This window comes from Brachyspira innocens ATCC 29796 (assembly GCF_000384655.1).
Lineage (GTDB): Bacteria > Spirochaetota > Brachyspiria > Brachyspirales > Brachyspiraceae > Brachyspira > Brachyspira innocens.
This window is the reverse complement of the sequence record NZ_ARQI01000118.1, coordinates 34,283-59,867: the sequence shown is the minus strand read 5'-3', so window position 1 is coordinate 59,867 and position 25,585 is coordinate 34,283. Positions and strand designations below refer to the sequence as shown.

Annotated in this window: 27 protein-coding genes and 1 pseudogene; 14 read left to right on the top strand and 14 right to left on the bottom strand. The window is 26.5% G+C overall.

The window, feature by feature from the left end; all coding sequences use genetic code 11:
• Window positions 1-28: 28 nt before the first annotated feature.
• Together F811_RS0109915 and ispF are read right to left on the bottom strand one after the other, a co-directional pair.
• Window positions 29-1,021 carry a squalene/phytoene synthase family protein gene (locus tag F811_RS0109915; RefSeq protein ID WP_020005093.1) on the bottom strand — a complete coding sequence of 331 codons (993 nt, stop codon included), beginning with the start codon at window positions 1,019-1,021 and terminating at the stop codon, window positions 29-31.
• Between the two features lie 12 nt (window positions 1,022-1,033).
• Entirely contained in the window at window positions 1,034-1,513 is a 480-nt protein-coding gene (gene ispF, locus F811_RS0109910) for a 2-C-methyl-D-erythritol 2,4-cyclodiphosphate synthase (protein WP_020005092.1), read from the bottom strand.
• Window positions 1,514-1,754: 241 nt separating this feature from the next.
• Between ispF and F811_RS0109905 the strand changes: the two genes are divergently transcribed.
• Both F811_RS0109905 and F811_RS0109900 read left to right on the top strand, forming a co-directional pair.
• A complete protein-coding gene (locus F811_RS0109905; RefSeq protein WP_026364414.1) occupies window positions 1,755-2,936 on the top strand; it encodes a cation:dicarboxylate symporter family transporter in 1,182 nt (393 codons plus the stop codon).
• A gap of 1,044 nt (window positions 2,937-3,980) precedes the next feature.
• Entirely contained in the window at window positions 3,981-4,841 is an 861-nt protein-coding gene (locus F811_RS0109900) for a DUF368 domain-containing protein (RefSeq protein WP_020005090.1), read from the top strand.
• A gap of 12 nt (window positions 4,842-4,853) precedes the next feature.
• Here F811_RS0109900 and F811_RS0109895 read toward each other — a convergent pair whose 3' ends face one another.
• The 7 genes and pseudogenes from F811_RS0109895 to F811_RS0109865 form a co-directional block, all read right to left on the bottom strand.
• Entirely contained in the window at window positions 4,854-5,417 is a 564-nt protein-coding gene (locus F811_RS0109895) for a hypothetical protein (protein ID WP_245555851.1), read from the bottom strand.
• An 89-nt stretch (window positions 5,418-5,506) separates the two neighbouring features.
• A complete protein-coding gene (locus F811_RS0109890; protein ID WP_020005088.1) occupies window positions 5,507-6,022 on the bottom strand; it encodes a YfbM family protein in 516 nt (171 codons plus the stop codon).
• A gap of 98 nt (window positions 6,023-6,120) precedes the next feature.
• Window positions 6,121-7,227, bottom strand: coding sequence for a hypothetical protein (locus tag F811_RS0109885; RefSeq protein WP_020005087.1), 1,107 nt, complete (start codon window positions 7,225-7,227; stop codon window positions 6,121-6,123).
• Window positions 7,228-7,341: 114 nt separating this feature from the next.
• A pseudogene (locus tag F811_RS16065) lies at window positions 7,342-8,359 on the bottom strand (Rpn family recombination-promoting nuclease/putative transposase).
• A gap of 166 nt (window positions 8,360-8,525) precedes the next feature.
• Window positions 8,526-9,773, bottom strand: a complete 1,248-nt coding sequence (gene ftsA / locus F811_RS0109875; RefSeq protein WP_020005086.1) for a cell division protein FtsA — start codon at window positions 9,771-9,773, stop codon at window positions 8,526-8,528.
• A gap of 97 nt (window positions 9,774-9,870) precedes the next feature.
• The gene (locus tag F811_RS0109870) at window positions 9,871-10,389 is read right to left on the bottom strand and encodes a hypothetical protein (RefSeq protein WP_020005085.1); all 519 of its coding nucleotides are present in this window, start codon (window positions 10,387-10,389) and stop codon (window positions 9,871-9,873) included.
• 5 nt (window positions 10,390-10,394) lie between these two features.
• Window positions 10,395-11,069, bottom strand: a complete 675-nt coding sequence (locus F811_RS0109865; protein WP_020005084.1) for a hypothetical protein — start codon at window positions 11,067-11,069, stop codon at window positions 10,395-10,397.
• A 232-nt stretch (window positions 11,070-11,301) separates the two neighbouring features.
• Here F811_RS0109865 and F811_RS0109860 point away from each other — a divergent pair, with 232 nt between their 5' ends.
• From F811_RS0109860 to F811_RS0109850, 3 genes are read left to right on the top strand one after another with little or no spacing between them, the layout of a single operon-like run.
• Complete coding sequence (locus tag F811_RS0109860) at window positions 11,302-11,988, top strand: hypothetical protein (RefSeq protein ID WP_020005083.1); 687 nt, start codon at window positions 11,302-11,304, stop codon at window positions 11,986-11,988.
• Window positions 11,989-11,997: 9 nt separating this feature from the next.
• Window positions 11,998-12,774: a hypothetical protein gene (locus F811_RS0109855; protein ID WP_020005082.1), complete on the top strand. Its 777-nt coding sequence runs from the start codon at window positions 11,998-12,000 to the stop codon at window positions 12,772-12,774.
• Between the two features lie 26 nt (window positions 12,775-12,800).
• Window positions 12,801-13,784 (top strand): glycosyltransferase family 9 protein, encoded by a 984-nt coding sequence (locus F811_RS0109850; protein WP_020005081.1) that lies wholly within the window; start codon window positions 12,801-12,803, stop codon window positions 13,782-13,784.
• Between the two features lie 205 nt (window positions 13,785-13,989).
• Here the strand turns inward: F811_RS0109850 and F811_RS0109845 are convergent, their stop codons facing one another.
• Window positions 13,990-15,012: an SDH family Clp fold serine proteinase gene (locus tag F811_RS0109845; protein WP_020005080.1), complete on the bottom strand. Its 1,023-nt coding sequence runs from the start codon at window positions 15,010-15,012 to the stop codon at window positions 13,990-13,992.
• Between the two features lie 185 nt (window positions 15,013-15,197).
• Between F811_RS0109845 and F811_RS0109840 the strand changes: the two genes are divergently transcribed.
• The 5 genes from F811_RS0109840 to F811_RS0109820 all read left to right on the top strand — a co-directional run bounded on the left by F811_RS0109840 (window position 15,198) and on the right by F811_RS0109820 (window position 19,553).
• Window positions 15,198-16,160, top strand: a complete 963-nt coding sequence (locus F811_RS0109840) for a flagellar filament outer layer protein FlaA (RefSeq protein ID WP_020005079.1) — start codon at window positions 15,198-15,200, stop codon at window positions 16,158-16,160.
• Window positions 16,161-16,285: 125 nt separating this feature from the next.
• Window positions 16,286-16,846 (top strand): hydrolase, encoded by a 561-nt coding sequence (locus tag F811_RS0109835; protein WP_020005078.1) that lies wholly within the window; start codon window positions 16,286-16,288, stop codon window positions 16,844-16,846.
• Window positions 16,847-16,875: 29 nt separating this feature from the next.
• A complete protein-coding gene (gene tpiA, locus F811_RS0109830; RefSeq protein WP_020005077.1) occupies window positions 16,876-17,637 on the top strand; it encodes a triose-phosphate isomerase in 762 nt (253 codons plus the stop codon).
• 241 nt (window positions 17,638-17,878) lie between these two features.
• On the top strand, window positions 17,879-18,847 hold the full coding sequence (locus tag F811_RS0109825; RefSeq protein ID WP_020005076.1) for a DUF3298 domain-containing protein: 969 nt from the start codon (window positions 17,879-17,881) through the stop codon (window positions 18,845-18,847).
• A 22-nt stretch (window positions 18,848-18,869) separates the two neighbouring features.
• Window positions 18,870-19,553 (top strand): endonuclease III domain-containing protein, encoded by a 684-nt coding sequence (locus F811_RS0109820; protein WP_020005075.1) that lies wholly within the window; start codon window positions 18,870-18,872, stop codon window positions 19,551-19,553.
• Window positions 19,554-19,700: 147 nt separating this feature from the next.
• On the opposite strand, the gene F811_RS0109815 is transcribed toward F811_RS0109820, so the two are convergent.
• Entirely contained in the window at window positions 19,701-20,612 is a 912-nt protein-coding gene (locus tag F811_RS0109815) for a DMT family transporter (RefSeq protein ID WP_020005074.1), read from the bottom strand.
• A 33-nt stretch (window positions 20,613-20,645) separates the two neighbouring features.
• Window positions 20,646-20,801: a hypothetical protein gene (locus F811_RS16780; protein WP_020005073.1), complete on the bottom strand. Its 156-nt coding sequence runs from the start codon at window positions 20,799-20,801 to the stop codon at window positions 20,646-20,648.
• Window positions 20,802-20,978: 177 nt separating this feature from the next.
• On the opposite strand from F811_RS16780, the gene F811_RS0109805 reads away from it, so the two are divergent.
• Window positions 20,979-21,374 carry a rhodanese-like domain-containing protein gene (locus F811_RS0109805; RefSeq protein WP_026364412.1) on the top strand — a complete coding sequence of 132 codons (396 nt, stop codon included), beginning with the start codon at window positions 20,979-20,981 and terminating at the stop codon, window positions 21,372-21,374.
• A gap of 68 nt (window positions 21,375-21,442) precedes the next feature.
• Here the strand turns inward: F811_RS0109805 and F811_RS0109800 are convergent, their stop codons facing one another.
• A complete protein-coding gene (locus F811_RS0109800) occupies window positions 21,443-21,808 on the bottom strand; it encodes an STAS domain-containing protein (RefSeq protein WP_020005071.1) in 366 nt (121 codons plus the stop codon).
• Window positions 21,809-21,830: 22 nt separating this feature from the next.
• Complete coding sequence (locus tag F811_RS0109795; RefSeq protein WP_020005070.1) at window positions 21,831-22,076, bottom strand: DUF3467 domain-containing protein; 246 nt, start codon at window positions 22,074-22,076, stop codon at window positions 21,831-21,833.
• Window positions 22,077-22,401: 325 nt separating this feature from the next.
• On the opposite strand from F811_RS0109795, the gene F811_RS0109790 reads away from it, so the two are divergent.
• Genes F811_RS0109790 through F811_RS0109780 form a run of 3 tightly spaced genes read left to right on the top strand, consistent with a single transcriptional unit; the run spans window position 22,402 to window position 25,571 of the window.
• Entirely contained in the window at window positions 22,402-23,136 is a 735-nt protein-coding gene (locus F811_RS0109790) for a LolA family protein (RefSeq protein ID WP_026364411.1), read from the top strand.
• Between the two features lie 27 nt (window positions 23,137-23,163).
• A complete protein-coding gene (locus F811_RS0109785) occupies window positions 23,164-24,489 on the top strand; it encodes a helix-turn-helix domain-containing protein (RefSeq protein WP_020005068.1) in 1,326 nt (441 codons plus the stop codon).
• Window positions 24,490-24,500: 11 nt separating this feature from the next.
• Window positions 24,501-25,571 (top strand): PDDEXK-like family protein, encoded by a 1,071-nt coding sequence (locus F811_RS0109780; protein WP_020005067.1) that lies wholly within the window; start codon window positions 24,501-24,503, stop codon window positions 25,569-25,571.
• Window positions 25,572-25,585 lie beyond the last annotated feature (14 nt).

Genomic DNA, 25,585 nt, shown 5'->3' with positions numbered 1-25,585 from the left:
TTAGGATAGTATAAAAGAAATGATTTAATTATTCTTCTTCTTTAGGTTTTTCTTCAGCTTCTTTAGCAAATGCCTTTTCAAGCAAATCTTCTAATTTTTTATTGGTATAAAAGTCTGCTTTTACTTTGGCTGCTATTTCTAAAGTAGTTTTTCTAGGTATTTTGATAGTTTCGCCCATAAATATATTATAATTATTTTTCATAAGTTTTATGGTTTCATATCCCATAAGCGTTGTAAGAAGGCAGAAATGTCTGTAGCCTAAAGATTTTTTTTCTATGGTCATTATATATTCTATAGAGTTTTTAAACTCATTCATAGCCGATTTTATCATTTGACTTAAAATTTCCATAGATTTATCCATATAAGCACCGTCTTCAAAATATGGAGCTGGATTTTCATTATCAAATAAAGTTAAAGGCCAGAATACTCTTTTTTCTTTATAATCAATTTTGGCATCTTTTATAATATTTACTTTTTGTAGGAATCTTCCCAAACTTTTTGCTTTTTCTCTGTCTAGTTCCAAGTTATCAAGCATTTTTACAAGCTCTGTAAGATAAACTCCAACAGTACCCGCTACATAATAACAGTAATCATCTAAATCTTCAAATGTAGATATGGTGTGATCCTGATAATATACCATTCCATAACCCATTTCTCTTAAATAGGATACAGACATATTTTTTATCTCTTGTTTAAAAGCAAAAAATGCCTTTAATACTACTTCTATGTTTTCTATCAATATTTTGTCATTTTCATTGATAGTATGCTCTATAACTACCTTTTTTAAATTTTCTAAATTATCAGTATTTTCTGATTTTAATATATTTATAAATCCAGTTATTAATGTTTCTTTATCCTCTACCGTATGGCTTGAATCCTCTATAGTATCTATTATTCTTGCAAGTAGGTACTGAACTTCTACTTTAGTTTTTTTATTTTTATCTAGTAAAGGTATAGTTAAAGCAAAACTTCTTGAAACTAGATCTAGTAAATATTTAGTATTAATTTTTGCAGCAGCCATATATTATTTTTCCTAACACTTTATTTTTTCTAATAAACATACACAATGAACAGCAATAGCCTCTCCTCTTCCTACAGAGTCCATCTTTTCATTTGTTTTTGCTTTTATTGAAATGTTTTCTATATCAGTTGATAGTAATTTGGATAGATTTTCTCTCATTATATTTATATAATTTCTTAGTTTTGGTTTTTCCAAAATTATTGTGATGTCTATATTGCCAATATTATAGTTTTTTTCTTTCATTATAGAAACAGTTTTTTTTAATAAAATAACTGAAGATATATCTTTATATTTTTCATCATTATCTGGAAAATGACTTCCTATATCTCCAAGAGCTAATGCTCCGAATATAGAATCTATTACTGCATGAATAACTGCATCAGCATCAGAATGACCTTTAAGTCCTAACTCATATGGTATTTCAATGCCAGCTAATATTAGTTTACGATTTTCAGTAAGTACATGCAAATCGTAACCATGACCTATTTTCATTTTATTAATTTCCTGTTTTATTTTTATGTATAAATTATACAAAAATAGATTAATTTGTCAAACTATTTTATGTACCTGCAATATTAATTATATGGTTTATTATATGTGTTATATGTAGTATTAAATATATACTTAATATGATGTATACATTAAAAAAAATTAAATTCTACATAATATACGTTGAATGCATAGAAAAAATTTATATAATACTATATATAGAAAAAATTACGGAGCAAAACAGATGAAAAAAATAGGTCTTTTGCCTAGAATTATAATAGGTATAATTTTGGGTATATTAGTTGGTATGTTTCTTCCCGCACCTATAGTGAGGATATTTGTAACTATAAGTGCAATATTCAGTTTATTTTTAAACTTTATTATACCTTTGATGGTGGTAACTTTTATAGGTTATGGTATTGCTAATTTAACGGAAGGAGCTCCTAAGTTAATAGGTATTACAGTTATTATATCATATGCTTCTACATTGGTAGCAGGAAGTATAGCATTTTTTGTAGCTTCCAATCTTTTCCCTACGCTTTTAGGTTCAGCTACCTTGAGTAATATAAAATTAGAGTCTGGTTTGGAAAGTTATTTTACTATACCTTTGAAGCCTCTATTTGATGTTACATCAGCTGTAATATTTGCTTTTATATTAGGTATCGGAATTACTTTATTAAGACCTAAAGGACAGGGAGCAGAATTATTTTCTATAGTAAAAGATTCTGAAGAGGTTATACAAACTATATTAAAAAATATCATTATTCCTATACTTCCTCTTCATATTTTGGGTACATTTGCTAATTTAGCATATGCAGGAAGCATACAGCATATTATAGTAATATTTGCTAAAGTATTTGTTGTTGTTATTATTCTTCATTTGCTTTATATAACAGCTTTATTTATTATTTCTGGTATTATAGGAAAGAAATCACCTTTAATGCTTATCAAAAATCAAATACCTCCTTACTTTACAGCTATAGGTACTCAAAGCAGTGCGGCAACTATACCTGTTAGTTTGATAGCGGCAGAGAGAAACGGAGTATCTGAACAAATTAGAAAATTTGTAATACCTCTTTGTGCTACTATACACTTGGCAGGCTCTATGATAACTATTACATGCTGTTCTACTGCTGTTATATTAATATTGGGACAAAACCCTACATATAGCTCAATACTTCCTTTTATCCTTATGTTAGGAATTGCTATGGTAGCAGCTCCAGGTGCTCCCGGCGGTGCTATAATGAGTGCTTTGCCTTTCCTTTATATGGTTGGAATTACTGGAGAAGAATTGCAGGGACTAATGATAGCATTATATTTAACTCAGGATTCATTCGGTACTGCTGCTAATGTTTCTGGAGATAATGCTATTGCTGTATTTGTTGATTGGTATTATCAAAATAAAGTTAAAAAAGATGCTGCTTGATTTTATTATTTAAATTAGAATGAGAATATAAAAAGACGGTTTCTTAAAATTTTTAAGAAGCTGTCTTTTTTATTATTAATTTATTTATTTTATTGCTAGGATATAAAACTATTATTTCTTATTAAATAATAGACTTTTTTCAAAACTATTTTTATTTATAATTGCGGGGACTAGCCTCCCCACTTCTTTTGGTGGCCCAAAGAAGCAAAAAGACTGCATTTTATACTGAATTTAATAATTTATCATACATGTAAAACATAATTGGTACAATTTATTATTATTTGTGACTTGCACTTTCACAAAGCGGAAACTTTTGGCGAATCCCGCAGAGCGTGTATGGCAAAAAAGTTGATAATATATTCATTAAATAAAACTTTGTCAAAAATTTATACATTTATTTTTATTAATATTTTCTCTATCAAAAACAATGCTTTGAAGCGTTTGAAAATCTATAGATAAAACTCTACACATCATAAATATTTCTACAAGTTTTATATTTAATAGCTAGATAGTAAAAAATTATTAATAAATGAAATTGCATGAATTAAGAATAAGTTAATAAATTTTTATTAATTCTAAACCTTCAAGACCCAAGTCTTTTTTTGCAACTTTTTTTGACGAAAAAAAAGTTGATAAGATATTCATTAAATAAAAACTTTATCAAAAATTTATACATTTATTTTTATTAATAGACTTGTATTTTTATTAATAGACTTGTTTCAAAACTAAATTTTTTAATATTTATAGTTTTGAAATTTAATATTTTTTTAATTATAGTTGGGGCTTTGCTCTTACGAAGTACACAGTGTGACCGCTCTGCGTGCTTCGCAGGGCAAAACTACCACAACAATAAATTTGAAAAACTGACTTTTGACAAACTTAAAAATTTTCAGTATATATTTTAAAAAAATAGTCTAAATTATACTTAAATTGTAAATATTGTAAAATAATTGTAAAAATACTATTGATTAAAATTGTTTTACATTGTATTATCCTTTCTCTAATATCAAGTAAAAAATTATATTTTAGAGGATTATGAAAAATATGAAATTTTTAGGATTTATGAATTATATATACACAGTCATAAAGGGATTTATTATAGGAGCTTCAATGCTGGTACCTGGTTTCAGCGGAGGCACTATGGCTATGATACTTGGTATATACGATAAATTAATATCCTCTTTAAGCGGTATTTTGACTTTCTCAAAAAATGAGAATTATTTTATTAAAAATAAGTTTAACTTTTTATTTTTAATATTTTTTTCTGCAGGCTCTCTTTTAGGAATGGTGATAATATCAAAACCTTTATCAAACTTGATAGAAAGATATTATACTGTATCTGCTTTCTTTTTTATGGGGGCAGCACTTGGAGGTTTTAATACAGTTTATAATAAAACTAAAGAATATAAATTTAATTTTTTGAGTATTATATACATACTATTAGGAGCAGCAATAGTATATTTAATATCAATTATTCCAGAAGGTTTTTTCAGTAGTTCATCAGATAGAAGCGAATTATTTATGTATTTTATACTTATAATAGCTGGTTTGATAGTAGCCATTGCTATGATACTTCCGGGTATAAGTGTGTCATATATGTTTTTGCTTTTGGGTATATATCAGGAAACTATTGATGCTGTACATAATTTATATTTTCCATATTTAATACCTTTAGCTGTAGGTGCTATTTTGGGAGTTGTTCTTACTACAAAAATTTTAGAATATTGGATGGAGCATTATGTAAAGGCTTCTTATTTAATAATATCTGGTTTTGTATTAGGCTCTATTATACAGGTGTTCCCTGGTCTTCCAAAAGGCATAGAGTGGGCATTATGTCCTGTAATGTTTTTAGCGGCTTATTTTCTTATAAGGCTTTTGCAGAGATTTGACCCTGATAATAGATGATATTTTATGATATTAATTGTATATTAGCTTTATATTATAAATATTAAAATAGTACGGATATCTGCTGAAAAGCTCTATATCAAAAGTTTTATAATTATTGTTTTCTTTATAATGTTTTATTTTTTTACTGCCATTCAAATAGAAGTCTGTTTTTAGAAATGAGTTTATATTTTTTTCGTTTATACTGTCATAAATATTTTTTGGTATTTGTATTATGAATGATTTATTTTCTTTTACAGATTTATAATTATTGTATCCATCTGTAATTTCTATATTAAATAGAGTAGGGTATATATTAATTTTATATGTGTTTAATATACGCCCTAATTTAATTATATTTATTTCTAAAATTTTTATATTGTATTTTATATTTTGTTTTGCAGTTATTTTTAATTCTATATTGGCATCTTTGTCAAATGTTTCTATATATAAATTATTAGTGTCAAAATTATCATCTTCTAAAAATAAATTGTAATTATATTCATCTTTATGAAAACCTATTATATCAGACTTTTCTCTGAGTATATCATAGCCTTTATATTTTAAATCGCTTAATTTATAAATATCATCAGGCATAATTGAAAAGGCATTTATATAATAAATAGTAAAAAATAAAAAAATGAAATATTTATGCATTTATTTATTAACAATATTAAAAAATAATTTTACTGGTCAACTGTAAATATTACAGCTCTGTTTGCTTCAGAAGCATTTTTCCAAAACTCTATACTTCTGTAAAAATAGTCCCAAGTATATTCAAAGTCTTCATCATTTAACGGATACTCATAATCTTTTTCATCTATCTTAAAATATTTTTCTTTGAACTTTTCTTTTGTGATAGTTTCTATTTTTTGAGCAATGTCTTTAACTACATTTGCTTTTTTTAATGTTATAATATAATCCTCTTCTTCATCACCATTTCCGTATAAAACATCTCCTCCCATTATAACAGAGCCGAAAGGATAATTATCATCACCAAATACCAAAAGCCCATCATTAGAAAGACATCTATGCATAGCGTCCCAAGATTTATCAAGTTCATAAATATATTTTTTATGTTTTTCAAAGTATATCTCTTCTAAATATTCACAAACAAAATCAGGTCTTTCAAGTCTTGAAGTTTTTAATAATTTATTTAAATCCTTATCACTTAAAGCAAAGAATACACCAAGACAACCCATAAAATAGCTCCAAAACAATTAATTGTTATGTTATAGAAAATAATTATTTTGCAATTATTATTTTCTATAACTATTAATCAATATTATAATGCTTAAAATTAATTAAGTAAACCTTTTAATATATTATTGACATCAAATTTAGGTATATATATGTCAATTAAATCTTCCATATCAATATCCATTACATATACTAAAGATGATATTTTTCTATATCTATTCATAATATTATTAAAGTCACTATTGATTTGACATATTGTTTTATTATAGTTATTTATATAATTCATTGCATCATTTTCTTTTTCTATATTATACTCAGCAGATAAAATAAAGAAATTAGCAGCTTTTATCTTTTCTTCAGCTTCTTTTTTATCAGCATCTTTTATATTTTCATTCTTTTTAAAAGAGTTTTCAAATTCCAATACTCCTTTTTTAGCATTATCAATATATTTAAGAAACAGTTTTTTGATTATATCATCGTCCAAAATATTTTTATCTGTATCGTTAGAAGATGGTGTTTCTTCTTTACTATCATTAACAGTTTCAGTATTTATCTCGTTATTCGTTTTGTTATCAGCTGCTTCTAAAATTTCATTATTTTCATCATCTAATGTAAAAACTTCATCGCATTTATAATCATCAATATTAGTACTGTCATATAACTTGTTTTCAATATATACAGCTAATGAGGCTAAAAGAGTTCTTATGTCTTCATCAATATAAGTAAAATATTCATCTTTATTATATTCTTTAGGGATCCTGAAGAAGTTCGAATTATAATGAGTATGACCATATTTAGACTTACATTCTTTATCTTTTATAATTGGTATATTATTAACTTTTAAGAAATTTTTTAAAGATAGTTTAAGCAAATTAAAATGTTTTTTATTAATCTTAACAAATTCTTTAGTAAACTTAATTATACTTTTATATTTATCAGAGTTTTGTGAATATGATCTTTCTATATTAAATGTACCATTACTGTTAAAATAAAGACCGCCTTCAAATTTTTTACGAATAGAATATTCATAAATTTTATTTATACCTGTGTCAATTACTACATGACTGTCATAATAATACAAATTTATATTTAAATACCCTGATGTATTATTATTGAAAATTTGATTATTATGTAAATATGAAATTATATTTATAATACTTTCTTTTGGTGCATATATTGATATTTTGAAATCGCTATATTCATACATAAATAACTCCTAATTATTTTTAATTTTTTTATTATAGTTTTTCTATTTCTTTTATAATATATACATAAAAAAATTATTCGCTGAAAATATCTGACAAGTAAACTTATCAGATGCTCATAATTTTTTTATTTTATTTATACTTAAACCTGTAATTCTGCTTATATCTTCATTACTCATATTCATGTTTTTTAAATTTAGTGCTATGTCTTTTGCTTTATTTATTTCACCTTTCTCTATACCCTTTTCTATACCTTGTTCTATACCTTTTTCTATACCCTGCTGAAATCCTATTTCTATACCTTCTTTTTTTCCTGCTTCTCTTTCATACTGGAGCATTACAGACTGTCCGTAAAGAAAAGTATCTCTTTCATTATAGGCAGACATCTCTTTTTCATCGGCTACAAATCTTTTATATTTATCTATAACTTTAGTCATTATATCATTACCTCCTATAAGTTTATTAATATCTTTTTCTAAATCTTTTGTTGTAAAAAAATCAATCCAAGATAAAAGTTTATTTTTATTATAGTCATTAGTACTAGCATTTTTTAATATTTCGGCAAATCTTTTAATCTCGATAAAATGTATCTGAAAATCGTCCAGTCTAATGCTAGGATTGTTAATATCAGCAAAAATAAAAAACTTGTGAGCGTCTAGTAAATCTATTTACTAGACTATAAAAGCGAGCAAGTTTTTTATGTATAAATAACATCAAACATTTATGTTCTTTTTTTATATCAGCTTCACTTCCAATATCTAAATTAAAATTTATAAAACTAATACTAATCATCTGGCTTATATTAATGTATAAATCACTTTCTTTTAATTCAGAAGCTATATTTTTAGCTATGTAGTATAATATCCTTTTTATAAAATTATTGTTGCCTACTAATTGTATTTCAACAAGCACTTTCTTACCATCTTTAGTTTTTGCTTTAACATCAAGTATAGATTCTTTTAAATTTTCATTTTCAGGTAAGTTGTAAGGATTTATAATTTCAAGATTACTCACAGATTCAAAGCCTACATCATTTAAAACGGCATTAACAATATTTTCTAATATATCTTCATCGCCTTCAGTACCGATTAAGTATCGTACAAATAAATCATTAAGTCTGTTAATCTCTTTCATAGTTTAATTATACTAAAAATGATTTAATTTGTCAAAAATGTATATAATTGATTTTTAGTATTATAAAAGTTATGAATATCTGATTATTGGGTATAATAAAATATTATACCTCAATAAGTTATATATGAGGTATAATATTAATTATGTTTATATATTAAATTCCAAATTATTTGAAAAACTCAGAGAAAGGATTTTTAAAGTTGAATTTAAACTTACCTTTTTCAGAAGTTTTTTTATGAGGCACATTAACCTGAGTAGCTTCATCTAAACTCATCATAAGTATTCCAACAACAGCAGAGTAGGCAGGATTATTTGCTATATCTCTTATACCTTCTATTTTATCAGGTACACCTATTCTTGCGGTTATTGGGGCTGCACCTTTTACAGCAGTCTGATAAGCCTTAGCAAGCTCTACAAGCCCCGGAAGTAATGATCCGCCCCCAGTAAATACCATTCCAGCTGAAAGAGAATCAATATATTTCATTTTGCTTAATTCCTTTCCGCATAAACTGAATATTTCTTCTACTCTAGGCTGTATGATTTCAGTTAAAACTCTTTTAGGTATAGTACGCATTTGTCCGCTTGCTGTAGGCACTTCAATAATTTCTTTTTCTCCTACCATATCGATAAAAGCAAATCCATGATCTTTTTTTAATTTTTCAGCAGAAGGTATTGTTATTCTAAGACCTTCTGCTATATCATTAGTGATATGCTGACTTCCAACAGGTATAACAGCAGTATGCCAAACAGAACCTTCCAAATATACCATCATAGAGGTAGTAGAATGCCCTATATCAAATACAACAACTCCTAATTCTTTTTCATCATCAGTAAGGCATGCTTCAGCACTTCCTCGTATATTAACTATAAAATCCTTTCCAGAAAAACGCATTTTATTTAAAGTTTTTCTAAGATGTTCGCTTACATGTTTAAGACCTGTTATAATATGCACTTTGGTTTCAAGTCTTGTACCAGACATACCTACAGGATTTTTTATTTCATCTTGTCCGTCTAAAGAGTATTCTTGTTCTATAGCCTCTATTATTTCTCTATCAGCAGGTATTAATATATTTTTAGCACTTTCCAAAACTCTGTCAACTTCAAGAGGAGTAACTTCTTTATCTTTTGTGTTTACCCCGATAACACCTTTGCTGTTTAATCCTTTAATATGATCTCCGCCTATTGCAGCGATTATATCAGGAGCCTGCAAGCCAGCCATATGTTCGGCTTCATTGATAGATTTTTCTATAGCATTAGCAGCAGCATCTATATTGATTATTACACCTTTTTTAATGCCTTCGCTTTCGCTTTCGCCTATTCCTATAACATCTAATTTATCATCATTAACACGGGCAATGACGGTTTTTATTGATGCACTTCCTGCATCTAATCCCGCTATAATTGGCTCTTTCAAGGTAAACTCCTAGTTAAATAGTATAATATTATGTTAATAATGTCGGAAAAATATAAAGTATGATTAATAATAATTTTTTATAAGCATTTTGATATTTTTACATTATAACCCATCTGTTATTTTCATAGCACATTATAAATGTTTGTCTTGCTTTTGAAGTGGTATCTTCTACTCTGTCATATACTGAAGAGTCTACATCAATATATGCTTTTTGTCCGTCTAGTTTTATATCATATACTTTATCTATTTTGGTTTCAAATTCAAAATCAAGCGAAGGATCGCTTTGTACATACTCATCAGCGTTTTTTATATTTCTGCTTTTTCTTAATATTTCTTTGTAGTTGGCAGAATAGAATTTTTCATAAGCTATGCGTACATTTTCTTTGTTATAAGGCATAGAATAGAACTCTTTTAAAGATGTTAAAGCCATTTGTTTTAACTTATCTTCATCATATTCTTTTACTTCTTTATTTTCTTCATTTATATTATCTATATCATCGCTTAAAATAATTTCTACTCTATTTGGCATATTTTCTTTTTTTTCATTACTATTTTTACTGCATGATGATGCGAATAATGTTATTGTAATGATTAGTATTACTTTATATTTATGCATTTTTATTAAAGCCCTTCCAATATAGATTTTCTTGTATTTTGAGGAGGAGACTCTTCTTTTTCTTTTATCCTTGTATCGGAAGTACTTGTAATATTGCTCATATTGATATATTTAACAACGCTTGGTCTTTCTAATATTATTCTTATATCTCCATTCTGCCAAGCTACAGTATTAGCATCTAAAAATGAGCCTTTACTGTATTTAGCATTTAAAGCAGATAACAGCTCCAAAAAATCAACCTGATTAGGCTGAAAATTGATAGTTATTGAGTATAGCGAATCATCTTTAAAAACAAAATACCCGCTTTTATAAAATTTATTTTCTTCCAATGCTAGGAAATTAGCACTTTCTTCAGCGGATAAATCTACAGTACCTGTCATATATTGTTTTGGTAAAGTCATAGTATTGTCGCTTAATATAGCATTTATAGTGTCTTCTCTTGTGGCACCTAAAGTAATATTTTTAAAACCAGTTATAGGTGTATCTATTACAGAAGGCTTTCTTCCCATAACAGCATCATTAGTTATATATTCTGTATTGTTATTATCTTGATTATTATTATTTTCTGTTACTGTATTGTTGTTATTATTGTTATTTGGCACATATGCATCGTTTGTTGCATATTGCGGAAACAGATAACAGCCAAATATAAACATCAAAATAATTATATATTTTTTCATAGTTTATTCCTAATTTTTTAAGTTATCAAAATAAAGTCTTATTATATAATATCGGCTTTATTAAAATTTTCAAGCAGTAAATTTTATTTTTTATAGTGATTTCTAGGTATATTAAATTTGACATTATGAAAATAAATTTTATAATTATTAAATTATTTTTAAGTAAAAAAAATTTGAAAAAATTATTAAATATATTATATTTTAGATATTGGTAATTTGTTAGGATTATTTGATGAGTAAATACTACAATCGTGTAACAATAATATGCGGTCATTACGGAGCTGGAAAAACCACTTTTTCTATTAATTATGGTTTGTATATTAGAAAAAATACTGATAAAGAAATTTATATAGCTGATTTGGACGTAGTAAATCCTTATTTCAGGTCTAGAGAGCATTCAGAGTATTTAAAGAATCAAAATATTAAAGTAATAGGTACTTATCTTCCGCAGTCTGGTGCCGATATACCTGCTGTATCTGCTGAAGTTTATTCTATATTTGATAGGAAAGATATTATAGGAATAGTGGATATGGGAGGAAACTCTGCAGGAAGTTTGTCTTTTGCTACTTTTAGAGATAATACTGATATTTCTGAAACAGATGTATTTTTTGTACTTAATGCTAATAGAGAAGAAAACTCTACATCAGAATATGCTTTGGGTCATTTGATAAGTATAGAGGCGACCCTTGGATTAAAAGTTACGGCTATAATTAATAATACACATTTAATGAATGATACCTTATTTGAAGATATAGAAAAAGGCGAGATGATAGCTTTAGAAGTTTCAAAAGAAAAAAATATTCCAGTTAAGTTTACTTGTGTCAATAAGGATTTTTACAGCAGGAATCCTAATATAACTACTAAATATGATTTATTTGTGATGGACTATGATATAAAAAGTATAGGAAATGTTTTTTAGTTTTTAATTATGGATTATAATAACGTCAGATTATATGAGATAGCTTCTATGCTTTCACCAAGTGTATATGAAACTGTGTTTTATAGTCAGTATCAGGGACGTTCAGATAAAGATGCCATTATTTTAGATGATGAAACTTTTGAAAAATGCTATGTTTCAGATAATGTATATAAAAATTTTTTATTTTCTAATTCGTCAAGATTAGGAAAAAGCATTGATTATATAGGTGTTAATCAGATGCATAGTGCTGTTATAGAGGATATGCAAGTTACAGATGCTCAAATAAAAATGAAATTAAATGATATAGCTTTAACTAATTTAGCTAATACATTAATTGAGCTTAAGTCTATGGATAAAAGTATAGAGCCTTTTTATATTACTTTGATATTTAACGGTATTAATTACTATGCCAATAATTGTTTAGATGAAAATGAGAAATTAATACCTGTAGATGAAGGCGTTATTAATTCTGTATATTGTCAGGATCAATTAGCATTTGTTAATGATAAGCATATAGATATGGTTATTTCTACTCAGCAATCAGTAAACAGCAGCAGATTAAGATACATGATAATAAACTGCCGTAATATTGATGTTATTGAATCTGCTAAAGATGTATGGAAAAATACTTTTAAGAATGATTTTTCTATGCTTTATGAATATTTTATAAATCTTAGAAAATCTAATAATTTGATTATGGAAGGGAGTGTTTATAAAAACATAATATCGGGATATGAAAGATTTATGGATGATTTTATAGATTTAGATGATCTTGACGATATCTGAATTTTATTATGTTTTTAAGATTATTTATGAAAAATATTAAGAATTTACTTATACATTCGCCTAATTGGCTTGGAGATATAATTATGTCTTTTCCAGCTATTTATCTTATAAGGGAAAAGTACAAAGAGGCAAAAATTACAGTAATGACAAAAAAGTCTATGTTCGGCATATTTAAAGCTAGTGATTTGGTTGATGAGTGTTTGGAAGTAAAAAGATTTCCTCATTTAAGAAAATACCGTTTTGACACTGTAATATTGTTTCCTAATTCATTTGAGAGTGCTTTCAGGGTTTTCGGACATGGTATAAAAAGGCGTATAGGATATAAGGCTGATTACAGAGAACTTATGCTTACAGATGCTGTTGACAGAAAGGAAGTAAGGTGGATACACACTGCTGATTATTATGTTAATCTTCTTAAAGCTATAGGAATAGATGAGAAAAGACCTGTTATTAAACTAAATATAAAAGAAAAATTACTCAATAAAGCTAAAGATTATTTAAAAACTGTAAATCCTGATAATAAAAAAATATTTGCATATGGCATAGGGGCAACTAATAGTTTTGGAAAGATTTGGAAAGAGGAATATTTTGCTGAAACTGCTAATTATTTGTCAAAAAAATATGACGCTTTAACATTGTTTATTACTACGCCGAATGAGAAAGAGATATCAGACAGAATATCAGCTATGCTTTTAGATGAGCCTATTATACCATATATGTCACTGGATATGATAGCAGCAATTTTAAGCTTATGCAGCGGTTTTATAGGAAATGATTCTGGAGCTATGCATGTGGCTTCTATAGTTGGTATTCCTACTTTGGCACTTTATTTTGCAACACCAGCTTATCAAAACTTCCCAATAGGTATAAATAGTCATGCAATAGAGAAAAAGCCTGATAATAAAGCCTGCATATGCGGCGGAAAGAAATGCGAACTTAATACTTTTGAGTGCAGGGAAATTATAAAACCTGATGAAGTTATAAAGAAGTTTGAAGAATTAATTAATTGATTTTTAAAGACAATTATATAAATTCTTTTTAACAGACTTGTTTATAGAGTTATTTATAAAATTATTTTAATTAGAAATAATGTTCTATATGCTGTATTATTTTTTAATTTATAAATATTAAAACGTACTTCTGTTAAAACCCAAATTATAAACGGCAAATAAAAATTACTATAGATATTTGTAAATTTATTCTTGAAAAATAAAACTATCTTATATGAAATATATTTTTAACATGTTTTCCATTTATTAAAGTATTTTTTATCCATCCGCTGTTATCATTCATAGGTATCCATCTCCTTTCTTCTGATCTGTAATGCCAGTCTTTATCCTCCTGATAGTATATTTGAACTCCAGCACCTTCATGTATATTGAGTATTTCATTGTCATGATAGTTAAATTCATCATAATCAGTACATGATTTCTGTCCCATTTCGGAATAGTATTCATTTAGAGCCATTAATGATTCATTTAATTTTTCATCCATTTCTTTTACATTCAGCCCCAATTTTTTTGCTTCTCTTATAGTGATAGGGTAGTTATGAGAAGGATAAGCAGAGTTTAGAGAATTTGATATGTTGTCTATTAATTTTTGATTATCCATATGATATGATAAAATATCTTTGCATAGTTTTATTGATAAACTTGAGGCTCTGTCAACGGCTCCCAAAACTAATGGGTGTATGTATTTATATATATGTTCATATGGATTATTGTCATTATTATTTGCCTGCTCTTTCCATAGCTTTATGACTCTTGCAAGTTCGTCCTGACTTACATAAACCAAATTATTATCTTTATTCACAGGAGAAAGTTCATGCTGAAGGGAAGTATCTACAGCTGTTATAAATGCTAAAGGTCCCATTTGTATTTCATCAGCACCCAAACAAAGCATAGTAGCAGCACTTGCAGCTTCTAAAGGCAGTAATGCCACAATTTTTTTGCATGACTGTCTAAGCAGATGAACTATTCTAAGAGAAGCCTGTCCGCTTCCTCCAGAGCTTTTTATAAAAAAATATATTTTATCGCATTTTCCAATATGTTTAAGTACATCAGATAATACTATAACATCATTTTGACATACACTTCCGCCATTGGAATTCCAATAAGAAAGCAGCGGTGCATCTAATTGTTTTGTAATTTTATTAATAATTTCCTGTGTTTTTGAAAACAGTATAGGCGGTTTAATAGTTTTAGTATGAGTTTTACTAGATGTATTTTTTGAAGCCATTTTCTATCCTTTAGGGTCTGTTTAATTTACATAACTACATTTTTTTTATAAGATTGTACATTAATAATAGATAATGTCAAATAATGATTTATTTTTTAATTAAATTTGCTTGACAAATTAAGAAATTTAGTGTATAAAAGTTGTATTATTATGCTTATTAATTAGTACAAGGAGTGCAATAAATTATGAAAAAGTTATTCGTAGTATTAACTTCCATTTTTATCGCTGCATCTGCTTACGGTTTAACAAACTCAACTTTGATTGATTTTGCTTTAACTGGTAATGCTGATAACTTAGGTGGAGAAGGTGATACAAATGAATTAGTTCCAGTTGCAGAAAATCTTTATAATGATAACTGGGTAGTGTGGTTGAATGAATCTGCTAGATTAACAGAAAATCGCAGAAATTCTTATGTTACTAACGTAGACAGTAAAGGTAACAATGGTGCTTGGGAAGCTGGTAAAGTTCTTGGTATAAGAGTACATTTCCCATTAGCAGCTTGGAACAGTTATGCTTTAGTAAAACCAGTATATGAACTTGAAATGTATGGTGGTACTAACGGTACTAAATATACAGAAGGTAAAGGTGTTATACATAACGTTGGCGAAATTAAATCTATAAGCTCTTGGGTTTACGGACGTAATTTCTTAGTTAGCTACTTCGTAAATTTACAAAATGAATTTGGTGAATTAAAATCTTATCCTATGGGTACTGTTTACTTCAATGGCTGGAGACAAGTAAGATGGGAAAACAGAGAATATTTGCCTAATGTTCGCGACAGAGTATTAGTAAGAGAACCTCTTTATCCTAGAATGGTTCCTTCTATAAAATTAGATTCTTTAGGTTTCTATAGAACTAAAGATACTCAAGGCGGCGATTTCATTACTTATGTTAAAGATATAACAGTTGAGTACGATGTAGTAGTTGTTGATGCTGAAGAAGATATCGATGATGAAGGTACTTGGCAGATCTTAAAAACTGAAAATGACAGAAAACAAGCTATAGAAGCTGCTAGAATACGTGAACAAGCAGAATTAAGAGATCTTGAACAAAGACGTATCGGCGATGGTACTGAACAACAAGATCAAGCTGCTGCTGATAACGGTGCTGCTGCTGACACAGGTGCTGCTGAAGAGCAAGCTCAATAATTTAGAATTTAGTATAACTAAATATAAAAATTAAGGGGAGACTTAAAAGTTTCCCCTTTTTTTTATTTGTATTTTTTATCATTTTGTCTTATAATTTATATCAAAATCATATTAAGGACTTATTTATGAAATTAATGAATAAACCTATACTTGATAAAGAGGATTCATTATATATTTGTATAGATTTGCAAAGTAAAATAATACCTACTATGAGTGATATTGATCCTTTAATCAAGAATACGAATATTTTATTAAGAACTGCTGATATTTATAATATTCCAGTTTTAGTTACAGAACAATACCCAAAAGGTCTTGGTGCTACTGATGAAAGGATAGTATTTCCAAAGGATTATAAATTATTTGCTAAGGATTATTTTAGTATATTTGGAACTGAAGATTTTGTAAAAGAGTTTAATTCTTTTGATAAAAAAAATATTATAGTTTTTGGCATTGAGACTCATGTGTGTGTATATTATAGTGTATTGCATTTAATAGATAATGGTTATAATGTTTATGTTGTTGCTGATGCCTGCTCGTCGAGAACTAAAGAAAATAAACATATAGCTTTAGAACAGATGAGAAAAATCGGTGCTAATATTGTAAGTACTGAAATGATTCTTTTCTGGCATATAGAACATTCTAAGGTTGATTGTTTTAAAGAGCTTAGTAAATTATTAAAAGAATAATATTAAAAAATAATCGGAGGATTTTTAAAATGGCTAGAAGAAAACTTATTGCGGGTAACTGGAAAATGAATAATTCTAATAAAGAAGCTTTAGAATTAGTTAATCAGTTAAAAGATTTGGTTAAAGATGTTAAAGACAGAGATATTATGATAGCTCCTACATTTACTTGTTTGAGCGATGTACATAATGCTCTTAAAGGAAGTAATATAAAATTAGGAGCTCAGAATTTATATTTTGAAGAGAAAGGTGCTTTTACTGGTCAAATTTCTGCTGACATGCTTTTGGCTGTAGGATGCGAATATGTTATTGTAGGACACTCTGAATGCAGAGATATTTTCGGTGAGAAAGATGAACTTATAAATAAAAAAGTAAAGAGAGCTTTAGATAAAAATCTTATACCTGTTTTATGTGTTGGCGAACATTTAGAAGAAAGAGAAAAAGGAATTACTTCTGATATAGTAAGTAATCAAACTAAAGAAGCATTTAAAGGTTTAAGCGAAGCTGAAGCTAAAAAAGTTGTTATAGCATATGAACCTGTTTGGGCTATTGGTACTGGTAAAACTGCTACTCCTCAGGACGCTGATGAAGTGCATAAAACTATAAGAGAAACTTTGAAATCTCTTTATAATGAAAATGTTGCTGAAGGAATGATTATACTTTACGGCGGAAGTGTTAATGAAAAAAATGCTGATGATTTGCTTAATATGCCTAATATAGATGGTGCTTTGGTTGGCGGAGCTTCATTAGTAGCTGATAAATTTGCAAGAATAGTTAATTATATTGCTAAATAAAAAATAAATTATTTAATATTACAGAGTATGTCATTTTATATGATGTACTCTTTTTTTGTATTATATTAAAAAATTGTTATATTAATTATGATTATAAAGTACTTGTTTTATTTTTGTAAATATATATAATAAAATTAAAAATCTCATAAAAGAGTGTAATTTGAAGCTGTTTAGAATTTTTTTTATATTGGTATTTGTTTTTTATTCAAATATCTTGTTTTCTCAATCGCCTGAATCACATGTGAAGAAATTTTATTTTTGCAGCGGTAATATAGGAAACTCTAAAATATATTTATATTTATATATTAATGATAAGGCTATTACAGGTAAATATTATTATGACGGTATAAATCAGTTTATCAATATAGAAGGCAGTATATCAAATAACACTATTAGTATAAATGAAAAAGTAAATAATAGAATAACAGGATATTTTAACGGCACTGTTTCTGATGGTATGGTATTTTCTGGAGAATGGTCTTCTTATGACGGAAATAGTAAATATAATTTTGAGTTTGCAAATAACAAATCTTATCCTATAAACAATTTAGATATTATTAATTCATCATTAAAAATAGATTATGGAGATTATGTTTTTGAGTCGAGTAAAGATGCTGTTATTGTTGATAATGAAAAAGGGCTTAATTCTGTAGATAAAATTTCTTTAGATATTGATGGTATAAGATCTCTTAATTCTGAAAGAATAGAATTACTTTTAAATAATGAGATTATAGATGATTATAAAAGCTGGAAAGATTCATCATACAGCAGTTCAGATTTTTATATGAAGAAGGAAATTAATGTTTCTTTTTTAGATGAAAAAATAATATCCTTCTCTGTTTATAACTACTCATATGCAGGCGGAACGCATGGAATATATAATTTTATACCTTCTATATATTTAATTTCGACTGGAGAGAGAATAGGGCTTAATTCATCAGAACTTTTAGAAAATAAGAATGACAGAGAGCTTATCAATTTAATGCAAAGTAAATTACTTAGAAATTTTACAGAAAGAGATTTTTTTGATTTTCATTCTATAGAACTTAGTGATGTATTTGATATTACTCCCTCTGGCATTAAATTTATATGGCCATTATATAAAATATCAGGATATGCTCAGGGTATTATAGAAATTGATTTTACATATTTAGAATTAAAACCTTTTGTAAAAAGAGATTCTAAATTTTGGTATTTGTTTGATAAATAATATATTATAAAGGTTTTATTTTATGAATGACAATGATATTCACCCAATAATGAAAGAACTTACTAAAGTTACAAAAGAAATGCCTATGCCTGTTGTAACTGAAATAAAAATAATTACAAACAGAGATGCTTATAAAATTTTAATATCTACAATGCTTTCTCTTAGAACAAAAGACCCTACTACAAGAGATGCTTCTATGCGTTTGTTTGAAAAAGCAGGCACAGCGGAAGATATGCTAAAACTCACAGAAGAAGAAATAGCAAAACTTATATATCCAGTAGGTTTTTATAAAGTAAAGGCAAAAAATATACTTGAAGTATCAAAAATGATTATAGATGATTTCGGCGGAAAAGTGCCTGATGAGATAGATGAGCTTCTTAAACTTAAAGGTGTTGGAAGAAAGGTTGCCAATTTAGTTGTAACTGAAGCATTTGATAAGGACGGAATATGTGTTGATACGCATGTGCATAGAATATCAAACAGATTCGGTTATGTTCATACAAAAACACCTGAAGAGACTGAGTTTGCTTTGCGTGATAAGCTGCCTAAAGAGTATTGGAGGGTTTATAATGATACTTTGGTAGTTTACGGTCAGAATCTATGCAAGCCTGTTTCTCCTTTATGTTCTAAATGCACAGTATCACAGTATTGCGATTATTTTAAAAACGAATATAAAGAAAAAAAGCCTTCTAAAAAAAGTAAATAAAACAGTATTATTTTTATATTTGCAATTTCACGAAGCGTATCCAAACTTGTTGAGGATATAAGGTTCTTTTACGAAGTCGCAGCGGGAAAGCAACAACATAAAAATTGACAAACTTAAAAATTTTTCAGTATATAATAAATTCTAGCATCAAATACTATTCTTCTTCTTTAATAAAAAAGAGGCAAAATTTGATTCTGATATTATAACTCCTAATAATATTAATACTACTCCTATCAAAGCAAATATTGTAATATTTTCATTTAATATTATTTTTGAAGCTATAAGAGTTATTATTGGTATGAAATATATATAAGTATTGTTTCTAACAGCACCCAAAATCTTTGTAGAATATGTCCAAGCTATAAAGCATAAAGTACATGCTACAAATGATAAAAATAAAAAGTTTATAAGATTTATAGGTTTTATATAATCGCTAATATTAACATCAAATCCAACAAAAAACATTATTGGTATCATAAATATTATGCCGTACATAAATGTCTTTTTTGTTATTGTAACAGAGTGAAATCCCATATCGCCTATCATTTTTATAAGTACAGAATAAAGCCCCCACATAACAGCGGCAAGAATAGCGAGCATATCTCCAAGAGGATTTATTTTTAATATAAACTTTCCATTAAATGTTATTACTGCTATTCCTACTATAGCAAATATAAAACCTATAATAAAATTTATTCTTAATCTTTCTTTTAATATTAGAGATGAAAAAATACCAGTAAATAAAGGACCTACAGCAACCAAAATTCCTACATTTGATGCAAGAGAATAATTTAACGCCATGTTTTCAAATAGATAGTAAAGCGTTATACCTGTTATCCCAGCGGCTGCAAATAATGCTTCTTCTTTTTTTGAGTAGATTTTATTGTTTTTAGGATATATTATCATTAAAAGTATGAAGCCTAATACAAATCTGCTTAAAAGAATTTCTATAGGCGAAAAATCATTTAATAATATTTTTGTAGAAATAAAAGTTATACCCCAAATTAATACGCTAAAAATAGTTCCAGCATAGGCTTTTGTTTTTTGATTAATAAACATGATTGTTTTTTCCATTTTTTAAGTGTTTTTTAATTATTTAGAAGAATCCTTTATTATATTTTTTATATATTCATCATCTTCCATAATATTAGGAGATTTTTTTTCTTTTGATTCTTTCTCACTTTTATCAGCACATGATATTAATAATAACATTATTATACTTAATAAACAATATACTTTTTTTATCATTATCTAAAATTTCCCGTACGAAAGTTTTACTATATAAAACAGAAAAGTAAAGAAAATATAAAATTAAAATTATTTTATTATTAAAAGAGTTTGACAAAATATATAAATATAATATTATTAGTATTATTAATTAACATAATATTTAAGAAAAAATAATTATAAAAGGATATATAAAATATGAGAAAATATTTATTATGTTTTTCCTTGATTTTAGGATTTTTATTAATGATATCATCATGCTCTAAAAATGGTTATGATAATATTAATATAAAAAAGGCATTGGATTTAATGAGCAAATCTACAAATTTGGTTCTATTAGATGTAAGAACACCAGAAGAGTATATGTCTGGAAGTGCCCCTAATTCAATTAATATTGATGTGTTAAATACTGATTTTACAAGCAAAATAAATCTTTTAGATAAAAATAAAGAGTATATAGTATACTGCAGAAGCGGAAACAGATCTACTATAGCCTCATCTATAATGTTTACAAATGGTTTTTTGCATGTTTATAATTTGGCTAATATTAATTATACAGATTTTGTAAATGCCTTATTAACAAATCAGAATTAAATAATTAAAAAATAAAGCAAGGAGTTTTTTCCTTGCTTTTTGTTTATTATATTTATTTTATTATTTCATTATGCTGTAATTTCTTCTATATCTTCTATTGCATTTTGAATATTATCGAATATCTTTATTTTTTTATGAGCTTCTAGTGATTTTACAGACCATTTTGCATATTCGTTTAATCCAGTAAGTATCATTTTACCTCCTCTAAACTCAAGCACCTTTTGTGTTTCAAGCATTAAATATATAGCATTTGATACAATATATTTTATACTATTTCTAAAATATATTATGATATTTTTACTTCCATTTTCTAAAAGTCTATTTAATGTACTATAAAGTTCATTATACATTTTTTTATTAATATCTTTTTCTATTATAAGAATAATATTTTTATCATTTTTAATACAGTATTCTTTTATATAATCATTTTTCATAAGCTTAATAATCTCCTTATAACTATAATAAATTTCCGCCTTTTCTAAACATATCAATTTTTTCTTTCAAAGTATCATATAGTCTTAAGAAACTAGGTAAAGATAAATATACAGCGGCTTCTACATCTACAACTCCCTCTTTACGCATTTCATTTCCAAGAAGAAGTACTATTTCTTCATCATTTTGTATTATTGCACTTCTGTTGCTGTATATGCTTTTATATTTTGACATGTTATATTTAGTATTATCTATTTTTTTTATTTTCATAGTTATCCTCCTAAATGTATATAGTTTATTATATATAATGTGATTTGTTTTGATAGTTTATTTTTAAATATACTTTATATTTAAAATAAGTCATTAATATGAGGTAATATATAGTTCCTATAATTGACAAAAATGATATATATAGATAAAAAAATCAAGTTTCATACCCGTTTTTGACAAAAAATGAGTATGAATTTTTTGTGATTTATTTAAAATAATGATTTCAAATAAAAAATAAAATACTTGTTTTTTATATATTTTTATTATATCATATAATTTTAGTATAAATTATACCGACTTTATTTAAGGACAAATAAAAATATCTATGAAAAAAATAATACCTTTTATTTTATTATCTCTATCATTATCTTCAATAGCATATACTCAAATAATGACCCCCGAAAGAGTTGTCAGCATGATATCCAATAGATTCTCAAAAATAAACGGATTTTCAGCCAATTTTGTAGAACGTAACGGAGAAAAATTATCCTACGGAAAACTAATAACTAAAAATCCAAATCTATTTAAAATGGAATATACAAGCGGTGCCAACGGACAGTCAATATACTGCAATGGTGAGACTTTATGGATAATTTTCCCTAGAAATAATGTTGTAGCAGAGCAGAAACTTAATTACGGAGATTCTGGGGCTATTTATACAGCAGAAGGTATATTAAGACTAACAAGTAAATTTAATATAGATTTTTATAATGAACGTGAATTGGTGGCTATTAATAGTTTTAAAGACTCTGAACTTGGCATTGCTAAATATAATAGTGCTTCTTATGCTGGTAATGATAATAGAAGAGCCTATCATATGCTTTTAACTTCTAAGCAGGCCAGTGTAGACAGAACAGGTTTTACAAAAATACATTTATGGGTAGATGATACTGGTATGATTATAAGAATATTAGGTATAACTACAACTAATGTTCCAGTAGAGTATTTATTTACAAGCATAAGATACAATCCAAAATATGAAGACGGAAATAAGGATTTTGAACCAGTAATAGAAGAAAATATGCAGGTATTAAAAGATGGTTTAGTACCAAATAATTAATTTTTAAGGATTTATTAGGAAATTTATATGGAAACTATTGGTCAAATATTAAAGAATGCTAGAGAGAAAAAAGGGCTTACAATAGAAGAGTTGGAGGCTTCTACTCATATAGTTGCAAGATTTATAAAAGCATTGGAAAATGAAGAATTTGATGTATTACCAGGTGAGATATATGTTAAAGGATTTATAAAGAATCTAAGCGACAAATTATCATTAGATGCCAATATGGTTTTGGAAAGGTATAATTTACAAAAAAACGGTATAAAATCAGAGCAGGATTTACTAAAAAATACTAAAAGCAGTAAAAATGTAAAAAAATCAAAAGAAAATACTGAACAAGATAACAGTAAAGAAAAAGAAAATCAGCCTCCTGCCAAAGAAAGCCTAAAAGATACTATAAATACAGAAAAAAATGAAGAAAAAACTATAAAAGAAACCAATAAAAGAAATAAAAATATGAATTCTGGTAATGCCGAAGCAGATTTGCTTTTTATGGCTAAAAGAGATTTGTATAAATTAAGAAATAGAAACAGATCTATAATTCCAACAATAATTATCATACTTGCGATAATTGTTGTTCTTGCTGTTATATTTGTTAATAGAAATAATATATTGGGCTTTTTTACTTCAAATAAAAAACAAAATAGAAATGAAACAGAAATATCCAAAAATATAGTTGACAGCAAGGCAAGACAGAGTGTTAAAGTAGGTGATATTATATACTTTAAGCCTCTAGGCATATCTGCTACTATAAAATTTAATACCATAGGCAATGTTGTTCATATTAATGTAAACGGTCAGGATTTATCATTTTCTAAGAGCAATCCTATAATATTGGATTTAAATGGAAATGGTATAAATGATTTTAAGATAAGCGTTATAGAAGTGTATGATAATTCTGCTACAGTTGAAATGGAAAGACTTGAAGAAGATCAGATGGTTAATACAGGCTATAATACAGAAATAGATCAAACAGAATTAAACAGCACCAACTATAATAATACAGTTTCTACTAATCTTCTTGTTATAAACGGTGAAACTTATATAGAGCAAGATACAGAAAAAGTTGATATCAGGATAGAGATAACAGCTAAACATTTTGTATATGTAAGATATTTTATAGATTCCAACAGACCTGCTACAACAAACCTTTTAAGTGGAAAGACATTATATTTAGAAGCTAAAGATGTTGTTATGCTTACTATAGGTAATGCTGGAGAGGTGGTAGTTAAAGTTAATGGAAAAACTATTAATGTAGGCGGTGCTGGAGAGACTGTTAATAAGACTATAAAATGGGTTAAGAATCTTAATGATTCTACTAGATATAATCTTATTATGTCTGATACTAAGTAATTATTTATTTTATGGACAATAGTTTAATAAATTTTTTAAATAAATATAAAATAATTGAAACTGTGAGGTCTAAAAAAAATTTTTTTGAGATTTCTGGATTTCCTCACTATGAAATAGTTTTTAATAATGTACTTGCTTTTTTTATGAATAGTGATGAATGTCATAATTTTGGTAATTTAGTTTTTACATCATTATTAGAAATTTTAAAAGAAAAAGAAAATATTATTAATATTATCGATGATCATACACAATATGTTATTAGGGAAGAGTCAACAATAAATGGTAAGCTAATAGATATACTTATAAAAAGTGAACATTATATAATTGGCATTGAGACAAAAATAGAAGCAATTTTAAATAATGATTTAGAAGAATATAATAATCATGTGAAATTATTGTCTCGGCAAGAAAACAAGAAAAGTATATTTATAGTTCTTTCTAAAACTAATAAATATAATGATGTTATTAATATTTCTCATAAAGAATTAGCAGATAAAATTTTATTTAATTTGCAAAAATATAAGAAATCTTTAATCCATAATAAATATTATTATTTTCTTAATGATTTTTTGGAGAATATTTTATTTATTAGCAGAGGAGTAAATATGAATAAAGATTTTTTGAAACTTTTAAAAGATGAAGATAAATATAATAAGATTGAAAATATTTTTTCTAATATTTGTGAAGTTAGGAAATTGTTTGAGGCTAAAGCTAATGAATTAAGAAGTGATTTGAATTTAAATATTTTTAAATCTTCTATTAAAAAACCTGAATGGACAATAGCTATATGTTTGAGTTTAGAGGGATATTTTTATGATAATGAAAATGAATTAGTTATTGAAATTTATATTAACAATATTGATGATGAATATAATATTTATATATATTTTAGAAAAAAAGGAAATGTTATAAAAATTAGTGATAAATTAAATATTTTTTTACAAAATATATTGTATAATTATAATGATTTTGATAAAAATTATTATAACGATTATGATGAACTAAATTTAGTTTTAAAAAGTAAAGATGAATTAATTAATTTAGTTAAAAATATAGAAATGAAATGCCAAGAGTATAAATAATAAATATACCTATA